Origin of the sequence: Natronobiforma cellulositropha, assembly GCF_025629245.1 — an archaeon.
GTDB classification, from domain to species: domain Archaea; phylum Halobacteriota; class Halobacteria; order Halobacteriales; family Natrialbaceae; genus Natronobiforma; species Natronobiforma cellulositropha.
The window spans coordinates 62,990-75,207 of record NZ_JANZXN010000019.1 but is presented as its reverse complement, the minus strand read 5'-3'; the positions used below and the strand labels follow the sequence as shown (position 1 = coordinate 75,207).

General features: G+C 64.0%; 12 protein-coding genes. All 12 read left to right on the top strand.

What is annotated here, in order from left to right:
- The first annotated feature begins 158 nt into the window (after positions 1-158).
- The 12 genes from N0B15_RS09980 (at position 159) to N0B15_RS09925 (ending at position 12,210) form a co-directional block, all read left to right on the top strand.
- Complete coding sequence (locus tag N0B15_RS09980) at positions 159-1,595, top strand: sodium:solute symporter family protein (protein WP_263019556.1); 1,437 nt, start codon at positions 159-161, stop codon at positions 1,593-1,595.
- Positions 1,596-1,797: 202 nt separating this feature from the next.
- A complete protein-coding gene (locus N0B15_RS09975) occupies positions 1,798-2,217 on the top strand; it encodes an NADH-quinone oxidoreductase subunit A (protein ID WP_263019555.1) in 420 nt (139 codons plus the stop codon).
- Positions 2,214-2,918: an NADH-quinone oxidoreductase subunit B gene (locus N0B15_RS09970; RefSeq protein ID WP_263019554.1), complete on the top strand. Its 705-nt coding sequence runs from the start codon at positions 2,214-2,216 to the stop codon at positions 2,916-2,918. The genes N0B15_RS09975 and N0B15_RS09970 overlap by 4 nt, the downstream gene beginning before the upstream one ends.
- Positions 2,915-4,567 (top strand): NADH-quinone oxidoreductase subunit D, encoded by a 1,653-nt coding sequence (locus N0B15_RS09965; protein WP_263019553.1) that lies wholly within the window; start codon positions 2,915-2,917, stop codon positions 4,565-4,567. Before N0B15_RS09970 ends, N0B15_RS09965 begins: the two co-directional genes overlap by 4 nt.
- Positions 4,564-5,661 (top strand): complex I subunit 1/NuoH family protein, encoded by a 1,098-nt coding sequence (locus tag N0B15_RS09960; RefSeq protein ID WP_263019552.1) that lies wholly within the window; start codon positions 4,564-4,566, stop codon positions 5,659-5,661. The genes N0B15_RS09965 and N0B15_RS09960 overlap by 4 nt, the downstream gene beginning before the upstream one ends.
- A complete protein-coding gene (locus N0B15_RS09955) occupies positions 5,658-6,119 on the top strand; it encodes a NuoI/complex I 23 kDa subunit family protein (protein WP_263019551.1) in 462 nt (153 codons plus the stop codon). The genes N0B15_RS09960 and N0B15_RS09955 overlap by 4 nt, the downstream gene beginning before the upstream one ends.
- Before the next feature lie 55 nt (positions 6,120-6,174).
- Complete coding sequence (locus N0B15_RS09950; protein ID WP_263019550.1) at positions 6,175-6,444, top strand: NADH-quinone oxidoreductase subunit J; 270 nt, start codon at positions 6,175-6,177, stop codon at positions 6,442-6,444.
- The gene (locus N0B15_RS09945; RefSeq protein WP_263019549.1) at positions 6,441-6,845 is read left to right on the top strand and encodes a hypothetical protein; all 405 of its coding nucleotides are present in this window, start codon (positions 6,441-6,443) and stop codon (positions 6,843-6,845) included. Before N0B15_RS09950 ends, N0B15_RS09945 begins: the two co-directional genes overlap by 4 nt.
- Entirely contained in the window at positions 6,842-7,147 is a 306-nt protein-coding gene (nuoK, locus tag N0B15_RS09940) for an NADH-quinone oxidoreductase subunit NuoK (RefSeq protein ID WP_263019548.1), read from the top strand. The genes N0B15_RS09945 and nuoK overlap by 4 nt, the downstream gene beginning before the upstream one ends.
- Before the next feature lies 1 nt (position 7,148).
- Positions 7,149-9,164, top strand: coding sequence for an NADH-quinone oxidoreductase subunit L (nuoL, locus tag N0B15_RS09935; RefSeq protein WP_263019547.1), 2,016 nt, complete (start codon positions 7,149-7,151; stop codon positions 9,162-9,164).
- Entirely contained in the window at positions 9,161-10,693 is a 1,533-nt protein-coding gene (locus N0B15_RS09930; RefSeq protein ID WP_263019546.1) for a complex I subunit 4 family protein, read from the top strand. The genes nuoL and N0B15_RS09930 overlap by 4 nt, the downstream gene beginning before the upstream one ends.
- The gene (locus N0B15_RS09925; protein ID WP_263019545.1) at positions 10,693-12,210 is read left to right on the top strand and encodes an NADH-quinone oxidoreductase subunit N; all 1,518 of its coding nucleotides are present in this window, start codon (positions 10,693-10,695) and stop codon (positions 12,208-12,210) included. Before N0B15_RS09930 ends, N0B15_RS09925 begins: the two co-directional genes overlap by 1 nt.
- Positions 12,211-12,218 lie beyond the last annotated feature (8 nt).

Here is a 12,218-nt window from a genome sequence, read left to right as displayed (position 1 = left end):
GATGTGTTAGGGCTGCCCCTGGAGATGGCAGCAGTGTTCGTGGCAACGGTACTCGCAGGAAGCATTGGTTTCGCACACTACGTGCTGGTCTACGTCCTCGGAGTGAATCCGTTCGAGTCGAAAACCCTCGAGCGACCGTCGAGTGAACGGGGGGCAAAATGAGCGAGATCAACACGCTCTACCTCGGGGCGTTCGTCGTCTACATGCTCGTCATCCTGGGTGTCGGTCTCCTCGGCTACCAGCGGGTGACGAACACGGACGACTTCTGGATCTTCGGGCGGGAACTCGGGCCGTGGCTCGCGACGATGTCGTACGTCGCACACTTCGTCAGCGCCGTCAGCATCATCGGTTTCGTCGGTGCGGTCTTCGGCCAGGGCTACTCGACGCTCACGGGGATCATCCTCGGCCTGATGCTCGGTATCAGCGGCTTCTACTTCGTCGTCCCGAAGATCCGTGAGTTCGGGTCGGTGACGCTCTCCGACATCGTCGTCGAACTCACCGGCTACGACGTCGCGCGGCCGCTCACGGGTACCGTCCTGCTCGCGAACGCGTGGGTGTTCCTCATTATTCAGCTCACCGGGGCCAGTGTCCTCGTCGCGACACTCACCGGGGTTCCGTACACGTACATGGTACTGATCATCGGTGCCGTCTTCACCGCCTACGCTGCCCTTGGCGGGCTCGTGAGCGTCAGCTACACCGACTTCGTCCAGGGGCTCCTGATGGTCGGCCTCGTCGCCGTCGCGTTCGTCTACCTCGTTGCCGACCTCGGCGGGATCACGAGCATCAACCAGCAGTTCACCGCTCTCGATCCCACGTACACCGCGCCGTTCGGCGCGGCCGGCTTCGCTGCGCTCGGCTTCCTCGGTGCACTGATCACCTTCTTCGGGTCGATCTTCACCTCCCAGTCGGAGATCATCCGGACGAACGCGATCCGAGACGACCGGACGGCGCGATTCCACGTCGCCGCAGGCGGCGTGATCGTCTCCGTCTTCTACGTGGTCTTGATGATCGTCGGCGCGGCGACCGTGGTCGCCTTACACAACGCCGGTGTCTCCGTCTCGAACCCCGACGAAGCGTTCCCGCTCCTGCTCACCGAGTACCTGCCGACGAGCCTCGGCATCGTCATCTCGGTCGCGATTCTCAGCGGCATCCTCTCGACGACCGACACGCGACTGCACGCTTGCGGGGTGACCTGCTCGAACGACATCTTCAGCTACTTCGCTGACGACCCCGACGACGCACAGCTGCTCCGTGTCTCCCGACTCGCGACCGTCGCCTTCGGTATCGCCGCCGCCGCCATCGCCATCGACCCGCCGGGAACGATCATCGTCATGTACGAGTGGCGAGCGATCCTCCTCACCAGCGCACTCCTCGTCCCGGTCTACGCCGCGATGTACCTCGTCGACATCCCCGGGAAGGCCATCGTGAGTGCGATCGCCATCGGCTTCGTTCTCGGGACGACCTGGGAGTTCCTCGGCGGACCGCTGGGTCTGCCCGCCGCGCTCCTCGCGACCACCGTCGCGTTCGTCGTGTTGCTGGCTGGCCGCGCGCTCTGGGGCAGCCGCCTCGAGTCGCGTGAGTCGAAACCCGTCTGAGAGCGCTCGAGCCTGCTGATCGACTCGCCCGGTTTCTCGGCACGCGCCCGTGTGGGCGATGACACTCACATGTTCGTTCTCGCCACACGCGACTGTCGCATCACTAAACACCTTTCAGAAGGCTCCAGGACCACGTCTGCGGCCGAAAATCGAAGAATCAACCCTTATATGGGTGCGTTTCCAACGGCCGAACGTTACGGAGATGAATGAATGGATAGCCATCGGGGCGTTGGCATTCGTGGGGTTACTGATTCCGCTCGGCATGATGGCGGTATCGTACCTCCTACGGCCGAGCGTGCCCGAGACAAGTAAACGTGCCACCTACGAGAGTGGCGAGGTGCCGACTGGCGGGACGCGCATCCGGTTCAACATCCAGTACTACATGGTTGCGCTTCTTTTCGTCGTCTTCGACATCGAGACCGTCCTGCTGTTCCCATGGGCGGTCATCTACCGGCCAGCACTCGAGTCCGGGCAGGTAACGCTCCTCGAAGCGCTCGGACCGATGTTGCTGTTCGTCGCCATCCTCCTCGTCGGACTCGCGTGGGCCTGGCGCAACGGCGCCGTACAGTGGGCGAAAAGCCCCCACCGGGTCGACTCCCAGGCTGAGGTCGATCGACCATGAGTAACGAACCACGCCAATCCATCTACGACAGCACCGGACCGGTGACAGACACGCGGGACGCACGCATGGGTGAGGGCGTCGACGACCGCTTCAACTCGAAACTCCGGGAGGCGTTCGGCTCACAGCCGTTCATCCTCACCAAGTTCGACCAGTTCATGAACTGGGTGCGCGGCTCGTCGATGTTCATGCTGCAGTTTGGCATCGCCTGCTGCAGCATCGAGATGATCCACACGTACGCGATCAAACACGACCTGGACCGCTTCGGTGCGGGCGTCCCCCGTGCCTCGCCCAGGCAGGCCGACGTGATCATCGTTCCCGGAACGATCGTCTCGAAGTTCGGCCCGCGTATGAAACGCGTCTACGACCAGATGCCCGAACCGAAGTTCGTCATCGGCATGGGCTCGTGTACGATCTCCGGCGGCCCCTTCCAGGAGGGCTACAACGTCGTCAAGGGTGCCGAAGAGATCATCCCGGTCGACATCCACGTCCCCGGCTGCCCACCGCGGCCGGAGGCGCTGGTCTACGGCGTCGCGAAACTCCAGGAGCGCGTCGCCAACGGCGAGACCGCCCCCGTCGTGGTCAAGCCCTACGAACTCGAGCAGTTCGGCGACCTCCCCCGGGACGAACTCGTCCAGAAACTCGCAGACCAGATCGACGAAGACGACCTCGTCATGCGCTACAACTGGGCTGATTCGCCATGAGCACGGACCTCACTACCACCGCAGACCAGATCGACGAGGACGGCCTCGAGGCGCTCATCGGCGACCGGGCACTCACTCGAGACGACCACAAGAACGCGCCCGGATTCGTTATTCGCCCCGACGAGGTCCAGAGCGTCCTCTTCGACCTGCGAGACCAGGCGGGCTTCGACCACCTCTCGTGTGTCACCGCCCAGCAGTACGACGACCGCTACGAGTCGATCTACCACCTGAAAACCTACGACGACCCCACTCGAGAGGTGAGCGTCGTCGTCCCGACGCCGGTCGACGAGCCCGTCAGCCAGACCGCAGAGCCGGTGTTTCGCTCCGCTGACTGGGCCGAACGCGAGAACTTCGACCTCGTCGGCATCCAGTACGAAGACCACCCCGACATGCGTCGGATTCTGCTGCCCGAGACCTGGCAGGGTCACCCACTCGGGCTCGACTACGACCAGGACAAGCCCCAGGTCGTGAAGTTCGCCCAGCACGCGAACCCGCTCGAGGCCGACCAGCACGACACCGAGTCGGACACGATGTTCCTGAACATCGGGCCACACCACCCGGCGACCCACGGCGTGCTCCACGTCAAGGCCGTCCTCGACGGCGAGACCGTCGTCGACGTCGAACCCGACATCGGCTACTTACACCGGTGTGAGGAGCAGATGTGCGAGCAGGGCACCTACCGCCACCAGATCATGCCCTACCCCGACCGGTGGGACTACGTCTCGGCTGGCATTCTCAACGAGTGGGCCTACGCGCGCGCCGCAGAGGACCTCGCCGACTTAGAGGTCCCCGAGTACGCCCAGGTCATCCGGACGATGTCCGCAGAGCTGTGTCGGATCGCCGCACACATGCTGGCGCTCGGGACCTTCGCACTCGACGTCTACGGTGACTTTACGGCCATCTTCCAGTACGCCTTCCGCGACCGCGAGGTCGTCCAGGACATTCTGGAAGACCTCACCGGCCAGCGCCTGATGTTCAACTACTTCCGCCTCGGCGGCGTCGTCTGGGACCTCCCGGAACCGCGCGAGGAGTTCTTCGAGAAGACGCGTGACTTCCTCGACGAACTGCCCGCGAAAGTCGCCGAGTACGACGACTTACTCACCGGAAACGAGATCTTCCAGCTTCGCTGTGTCGGCACCGGGATCCTCGAGCCAGAAGTCGCGAAACAGTACGGCTGTACCGGCCCGACCGCTCGCGGCTCCGGGATCGACGTCGACCTCCGCCGTGACGACCCCTACGGCTACTACGAGCACTTAGAGTGGGACGTCATCACCGAAGACGGCTGTGACAACTACTCGCGCGTGCTCGTGCGCATGCAGGAGGTCGAACAGTCGGCGAAGATCATCGAGCAGTGTATCGACCTCTTAGAGGAGTGGCCGGAGGACGAACGCGAGATTCAGAGTAACGTCCCGCGGACGCTCAAGCCACCGGCCGATACGGAGACGTACAAGGCCGTCGAGGCCGCGAAAGGTGAACTCGGCATCTACATCCGCGCCGACGGCACGGACAAGCCCGGCCGGTTCAAGATCCGCAGCCCGTGTTTCCACAACCTCTCGGCGCTCCCCGAGATGGTCGAAGGCGAGTACATTCCTGACCTGATCGCCTCACTCGGCAGCCTCGACATCGTGCTCGGAGAGGTGGACCGATGAGCACGCTCGAGGCTGCGGTCTTACAGGCCGACGGCGACACCTACCTGCTGCCCGAGCGCATCGCCGACCTGACTGGACTCGGCGAGTTCGGAATGGGTGGTGAGCTGCTGGCGGCCTTCATCGCCGCGTTCATCGTCGGTAACCTGATGCTCGCGATGACCGGCGTCGCCGGTCCGTGGGCGAAACGAAAGATCACGGCGGCCTTCACCGACCGCATCGCGGTCAACCGCGTCGGTCCGTTCGGGCTGTTGATCATCGTCGCCGACGCCGTCCGCCTGCTCGCGAAAGAGAACATTATTCCCGAAGACGTAGACCGCCCGGCGTACGACCTGGCACCGATCGTCGTCGCCGGATCGGCGATGCTCGGGTTCGCGGTGATTCCGATGGGCAGCGGCGTCCAGCTCGCCGACCCCGAGGTCGGCCTCGTCTACGTCTTCGCCGTCTCGGGGATTGCGAGCGTGGGACTGGTGATGGCTGGCTACGCCTCCTCGAACAAGTACTCCTTGCTCGGTGGGCTGCGCGCAGTCGCCCAGAACATCGCCTACGAGATTCCGCTCGTCGTGACCGGGATGTCGGTCGTCGTCTTCGCCGGGACCTTACAGCTCAGCGAGATCGTCGCTATTCAGGCCGAGCCACTGATCGAACTCGGCGGCTTCGCGATTCCTGCGTGGTACGCGTTCGTCAACCCGTTCGCGTTCGTCCTGTTCCTCGCGGCGAACTTCGCAGAGATCGGGCGTAACCCGTTCGACACGCCCGAAGCACCCACCGAGATCGTCGCCGGCTACCAGACCGAGTACTCCTCGGTCTACTTCGTGCTGATCTACCTCGGGGAGTTCTTACACATCTTCCTCGGCGGTGCGATCATCGCGACCATCTTCCTCGGTGGCCCCGCCGGGCCCGGCCCGGCCGAACTCGGCATCGTCTGGTTCCTCGTCAAGATCTGGGCGGTGTTCTTGCTCACTCAGTGGCTGCGTTCGGCGCTGCCGCGTGTCCGGATCGACCAACTGATCGAAATCGGCTGGAAGGGCATGCTCGTCCTTTCGTTCGCTAACCTGGTGCTCACGGCCATACTCGTGGGGGTGATCGTCGCATGATCGGACTACTCAAATCGATGGCAACGACCATGAAACACGCACTGGACGGCAACACCTTCACCGTGGAGTACCCGGACGTCGCACCCGACGTCTCGCCACGCTTCCGTGGCGTCCACAAGTTCAGCCAGGAGCGCTGTATCTGGTGTCGCCAGTGTGAGAACGTCTGTCCGAACGACACCATCCAGATCGTCACGGACGACAAACGAAACGGCGAACAGTACAACCTCCACATCGGCCAGTGCGTCTACTGCCGACTCTGTGAGGAGGTCTGCCCCGTCGACGCCATCCTGCTCACCCAGAACTTCGAGTTCACCGGCGACACCAAAGCCGATCTCGTGTTCAACAAAGAGCAGCTGAAAGCCGTGCCGTGGTACAAAGACATCGACCCGCTCGAGTCACGCGAACCCGACCGTGGGGCGTGGATCGGCGAGGGCGAAGGCGCAGTCGACTACCAATAACGCGGGTCGCCCGTCCCGACGCTGACAACGGGCACACCCAACCAGACAGAAACCAATGACATACGACCTGATCGCGTTCGCGCTGTTCGCCGCGGTAACGCTGGGCAGTGCGATCGGCGTCGTCCTCTTGAAGGACCCCTGGCACTCGGCTCTCATGCTGGGTGTGGCGCTGTTGAGCGTCGCGGTCCACTACGTGATGTTGGCGGCGGAGTTCGTCGCCATGATGCAGATCCTCGTCTACGTGGGCGGGGTTCTCATCCTCATTACGTTCGCCGTGATGCTCACGCAACCGGAAGGCGACGAGACTGAGGTGGTACAGGCATGACAGCAGGCCCACAGCTCCGACTCGGGAAGGCCCTCGTTCCGGGCGTCCTCGCAGTCGTGCTGTTCGGACTCCTCGCGGCGGTGACGCTGAACACCGGCTTCGGACAGATGACCGGCTTCGACACCGACCTCGGCATCACCGCCAACATCGGCTACGCGATGTTCGACATGGAGGTCCTCCAGGAGATACCCAGCGAACCGTTCCTGGTCTCGTTCCTGCTCGCAGCGGTCGTCCTCGACGCCGCACTCGACGCCGCACTCGTCCTCGCCAAGCGTGAAGAGGGCGGCGAGATGGTGACGGCGCTCTCGAGTACGCGCACAGGGACCGACGCGGGCACGGACTCGAGTACGGACGCCGGTTCGTCGGGACCGGCCGCGACGGACGGAGGTGAGCAGGCGTGACTGTCGGTATCGAGTACTACGTGCTGCTCTCTGCAGCCCTGTTCTGCATCGGTCTCTTCGGCGTCCTGACGCGCCGGAACGCGCTGATGTTCCTGATGTCCGTCGAGTTGATGCTCAACGCGGCGAACATCAACCTGATCGCGTTCGCGTTCTATCACGGGAACCTCACCGGACAGGTGTTCGCGCTCTTTACGATGGCACTCGCAGCGGCCGAGGTGGCCGTCGGACTCGGGATCATCCTGGTCCTGTATCGAAACTTCCGGGACGTCGACGTGACGGTCCCGTCGGCTATGAGGTGGTAAGATGGTAGGTGCTTTCGAATTCGCTCCGGCAATCGCACTGCTCCCGCTCGCGGCGTTCGTCGTCGCGTTGCTCTTCGGCGACTATCTGCCGAAGAAAGGCGCGTACGCGGGTATCCTCGCGACGGCGGGCTCGCTCGCGCTCTCGCTGTGGATGCTCGTCGCCGTCTTCGGCGGTGAGGCGTACAACGAAGAACTCTACGACTGGGCCATCGGCGAAGAGATCACGTTCCACTTCGGAATCCTGATCGACCCGCTGTCGGCGCTCATGCTCGTGATCGTCTCGCTCGTCGCCCTGTTAGTCCACGTCTTCAGTATGGGCTACATGAACGACGAGGGCGAGACCGGCCTGCGGCGGTACTACGCCGAACTCGGCCTGTTCACGTTCAGCATGCTCGCGTTCGTCATGGCGGACAACCTGCTCATGGCGTTCATCTTCTTCGAACTCGTGGGTCTCTGTTCGTACCTGCTGATCGGCTTCTGGTTCCGCACCCGAAGCGCGCCCTCGGCGGCGAAGAAGGCGTTCCTCGTCACCCGTTTCGGTGACTACTTCTTCCTGCTCGGGGTCGTCGCCATCGGCGCGACGTTCGGCACGCTCTCGTTCGCGGGCGACGCCTCGTTCGTCGACGCGGCCGCCGGTGCCATCGACGCCGGCGAGACCTTCCACGGCTTCAGCGCCGAGACCTGGGTGACCATCCTCGGTCTGCTCGTCCTCGGTGGCGTCATCGGCAAGTCCGCACAGTTCCCACTGCACACCTGGCTGCCCGACGCGATGGAGGGTCCGACCACCGTCTCCGCACTGATTCACGCGGCGACGATGGTCGCCGCCGGTGTCTACCTCGTCGCCCGTATGTTCGGCTTCTACGCGCTCAGCCCCACCGCGCTCGCGATCATCGCGTTCGTCGGGGCGTTCACCGCGCTCTTCGCCGCCACCATGGGCGTCGTCAAAGACGACATCAAACAGGTGCTGGCGTACTCGACGATCAGCCAGTACGGCTACATGATGCTCGGTCTCGGTGTCGGCGGCTACGTCGCCGGGGTCTTCCACCTCATGAACCACGCCTTCTTCAAGGCGCTGCTGTTCCTCGGTGCGGGTGCGGTCATCATCCTCATGCACCACGAACAGGACATGTGGAAGATGGGCGGACTCAAGGACAAAGCGCCCGTCACCTACTACACGTTCCTCGCGGGCGCGCTCGCACTCGCGGGCATCATCCCGTTCTCGGGCTTCTGGTCGAAAGACGAGATTCTCTTCGACGCCATCATCCTCGGTCTCGAGGAACCGATCTTCCTCGTCGCCTACGCGATGGGGCTGCTCGCGGTCTTCTTCACCGGCTTCTACACCTTCCGGATGGTCTTCCTGACCTTCCACGGTGAGCCACGGACGGACGCCGCGCGTGACCCCCACCCGCTCGGGTGGAACGTGAAAGCACCCCTGGCCGTCCTCGGCGTACTCGCACTCGTCGCCGGTGTCGCCAATCTCGCCCCGGTCGCGAAACTGACCGGCGTGGACATCGTGTTCCTCGAGCACTGGCTCGACGGCGAGTACGGTGCCGTCGACGGACTGCTCTACAGCGAGTACACCGCGACGGCGGGTCTCGAGACGGCCTACATCGCCGGCTCCGAGACGATCACGCTGATCGCGGCTGGTGTGCTCGCACTCGGTCTCGCACTCGGTGGCGCAGGACTCGCCTACGTCCTCTACAACGTCCCCGAGCCGAAAGCCCACACCGAGAACCTCGGACAGGCGCGAGAGGTACTGCGCAGCAACTACTACCAGGACGAGTTCCAGGTCTGGCTCGCCACGGGGGTCACCCTCCCCCTGGCGCGGGCGGCCGACCGCTTCGACGGGAGCGTCATCGACGGCGTCGTCAACGGCGTCTCGAGTGTCAGCCTCTTCGGTAGCGGCGGGATGAAACGACTCCAGACGGGTGTGGTGACGAACTACGCGGCACTGATCGTGCTCGGCTTCGTCGCCTTACTCGTCTTCTTCGGGGTCTACGGAGGGTGGTTCGTATGATGATCGAGACTCTGATCGCAGTCGCCCTGATCGGTGCGCTGGTGACGTTCCTCGCGCCGAATCGCATCGCGGGCAAACTCGCGTTCGCCATCAGCCTGATTCCGGCGGCGCTCAGCCTGTGGATGTTCACGGCGTTCGACGGCAGTGGTAACGCCTTACTCGAGGGCTCGACGCTCGCTTTCGAGTCCCAGATGGAGTGGATCCAGCTGGGTGAGTACACGATTTCGTGGTTCGTCGGTCTCGACGGGATCAGCCTCCCGCTCGTGGTGTTGACGACGGTGCTCACCTCGCTCGCGATCATGAGCTCGTGGACGCCGATCGACGACCGCGAGTCGCAGTTCTACGGACTGGTCCTCTTCATCGAGGCGAACCTGATCGGTGTCTTCGTGGCACTCGATTTCTTCCTCTGGTTCATCTTCTGGGAGGCAGTCCTGATCCCGATGTACTTACTCATCGGTATCTGGGGCGGCCCACGCCGGAAGTACGCCGCGATCAAGTTCTTCATCTACACGAACGTGGCCTCGCTCGTCATGTTCGGGGCGTTCATCGCGCTCGTCTTCGGTCTCGGTGACGCCGTCTCGAGCTTCGCGCTGCCGGAGATCACGGCCGCGATGCACGACGGCGGTCCCGGTGCGTTCGCCGGCGTCTCCGGAACGACGCTCATGTCGTTCGCCTTCGTCGCGATGTTCCTCGGCTTCGCCGTGAAGGTGCCAGTGGTGCCGTTTCACACCTGGCTGCCGGACGCACACGTCGAGGCACCGACGCCCGCGTCGGTGCTCCTGGCGGGGGTCCTCCTGAAGATGGGGACCTACGCGCTGCTCCGGTTCAACTTCACGATGTTCCCCACGGACGTCATCGAGCCGTTCGTGATCCCCATCGCCGCCATCGCGGTCATCAGCGTCATCTACGGCGCGATGCTCGCGCTGGCACAGACGGACCTGAAACGGATCGTCGCCTACTCGTCGGTCTCGTCGATGGGCTACGTCATCCTCGGCCTGATCGCGTTCACCCAGTTCGGCATCGGTGGCGCGACCTTCCAGATGGTCAGCCACGGGCTGATCTCGGGGCTGATGTTCATGGCCGTCGGCGTCATCTACAACGCGACGCACACGCGCATGGTCACGGACATGTCCGGCATGGCCGATAAGATGCCCATCGCCGTCGGCATCCTCATCGCGGGGGCCTTCGGCTACATGGGGCTGCCGCTGATGTCCGGCTTCGCCGCGGAGTACTTCATCTTCTTCGGGGCGTTCGACTCGACGATGCTCGAGTACGCGCCGATCTTCACCGCACTGGCGATGTTCGGCATCGTCATCGTCGCGGGCTACCTGCTGTTTGCGATGCAGCGCACCCTGTTCGGTCCGTACCGACTCGAGACCGACTACGAGGTCGGCCGCGCACCGCTGCACGACGTCGCGCCGATGTTCGTCCTGCTGGGACTGATCATCGCCCTCGGCGTCGCACCGGAGCTGATCTTCGAGATGATCACGGATGCGGTCGATCCGATCCTCGCCGGAGGTGACTTCTGATGGTTGTGTTCGACCTCTCTGAGTGGACCTGGACGGCGATGGGTCCGGCGTTAGTACTCGCACTGACGGCGCTCGCCCTCTTCGTCTTCGACAGCATCAACCCGCGGTCGACCAACCGGCCGGTCGTCGCCGGCATCGCGACGGTCGGCTCGCTCGCCTCCCTCGGCGTCGCCGTCTGGTACGTCTTAGCGGGCGTCGGCCACCCCGACACCGGCGGTGCCATCGACCTCTTCGGCGGCCAGCTCGTCGTCGACCAGATGGCGCTGTTCTTCATGATCGTCGTCGCGGTCGTCACCGCGCTCGTCTCCATCGCGAGCTACGACTACATGCGCGATCACGCCTACCAGGCGGAGTACTACTCGCTCATGTTGCTCGCAGCGACCGGGATGAGCGTGATGGCTGCCTCGAACAGCCTCGTGACGATCTTCATCGCCCTCGAGCTAGCCAGCCTCCCGTCGTACGCGCTGGTGGCGATCCTCAAGGACAACAAGGGAAGCGTCGAGGCCGGGCTGAAGTACTTCCTGATCGGGGCGCTCTCGTCTGCGATCTTCGTCTACGGGATCAGCCTCGTCTACGGCGCGACCGGCCACTTACAGCTCGAGGCCATCGCGGCGAACTTAGACGGCGAGTACAACGGTCTCCTCGGCGTCGGCGTCCTGATGCTGATCGCCGGATTCGCGTTCAAGACCGCGAGCGTTCCGTTCCACTTCTGGGCACCCGAGGCCTACGAGGGGGCACCCGCTCCGATCTCGGCGTTCCTCTCGTCGGCGTCGAAAGCCGCCGGGTTCGTGATCGCCTTCCGCGTGTTCACGACGGCGTTCCCGCTCGAGACGATGACCGACTTCGGCGTCGACTGGGCGCTCGCGTTCATCATCCTCGCGATCGTCACCATGACGGTCGGGAACTTCGCGGCGGCCACCCAGAACAACGTCAAGCGCATGCTCGCGTACTCCTCGGTGGGCCACGCCGGCTACGCGCTGATCGGACTCGCCGCGTTGACCGTCGACGGCGGCGAACTCGTCCTCGGTGCGGCGATGATGCACTTGCTCGTCTACGGCTTCATGAACACCGGTGCGTTCCTCTTCGTCGCCCTCGCGGAGTACTGGGGCGTCGGGCGCACCTTCGAAGACTACAACGGTCTCGCGAGACAGGCACCGATCGCCTGTGTTGCGCTGGCGATCTTCATGTTCAGTCTGGCCGGAATCCCGCCGTTCGGCGGCTTCTGGAGCAAGTACTTCCTGTTCACTGGCGCACTCGAGGCGGCGACCGTCAACCCCGCGTTGTTGGTCGTCGCCGCCGCGTTAGTCGTCAACAGCGCCCTGTCGCTGTACTACTACTCGCGGCTCGTCAAGGCGGTCTGGATCGAGGATCCCGTCCTCGAGCGTGAGACGCTCACGCAGCCGGCGGGGCTGTACGCGGCGATCGTCGCCGCGGCCGTCGTGACCGTCGTCATCCTCCCCGGGTTCGGTCCCGTGGCGGAGCTGGCCTACGACGCAGCGGCGATGCTCGTCGGCTAGATCGGGCA

What these genes read in the sequence shown, in the direction of transcription:
- N0B15_RS09980 (WP_263019556.1), top strand. Translation starts at nt 159, where the DNA reads ATGAGCGAGATCAACACGCTCTACCTCGGGGCGTTCGTCGTCTACATG.
- N0B15_RS09975 (WP_263019555.1), top strand. Translation starts at nt 1,798, where the DNA reads ATGAATGAATGGATAGCCATCGGGGCGTTGGCATTCGTGGGGTTACTG.
- N0B15_RS09970 (WP_263019554.1), top strand. Translation starts at nt 2,214, where the DNA reads ATGAGTAACGAACCACGCCAATCCATCTACGACAGCACCGGACCGGTG.
- N0B15_RS09965 (WP_263019553.1), top strand. Translation starts at nt 2,915, where the DNA reads ATGAGCACGGACCTCACTACCACCGCAGACCAGATCGACGAGGACGGC.
- N0B15_RS09960 (WP_263019552.1), top strand. Translation starts at nt 4,564, where the DNA reads ATGAGCACGCTCGAGGCTGCGGTCTTACAGGCCGACGGCGACACCTAC.
- N0B15_RS09955 (WP_263019551.1), top strand. Translation starts at nt 5,658, where the DNA reads ATGATCGGACTACTCAAATCGATGGCAACGACCATGAAACACGCACTG.
- N0B15_RS09950 (WP_263019550.1), top strand. Translation starts at nt 6,175, where the DNA reads ATGACATACGACCTGATCGCGTTCGCGCTGTTCGCCGCGGTAACGCTG.
- N0B15_RS09945 (WP_263019549.1), top strand. Translation starts at nt 6,441, where the DNA reads ATGACAGCAGGCCCACAGCTCCGACTCGGGAAGGCCCTCGTTCCGGGC.
- nuoL (WP_263019547.1), top strand. Translation starts at nt 7,149, where the DNA reads ATGGTAGGTGCTTTCGAATTCGCTCCGGCAATCGCACTGCTCCCGCTC.
- N0B15_RS09930 (WP_263019546.1), top strand. Translation starts at nt 9,161, where the DNA reads ATGATGATCGAGACTCTGATCGCAGTCGCCCTGATCGGTGCGCTGGTG.
- N0B15_RS09925 (WP_263019545.1), top strand. Translation starts at nt 10,693, where the DNA reads ATGGTTGTGTTCGACCTCTCTGAGTGGACCTGGACGGCGATGGGTCCG.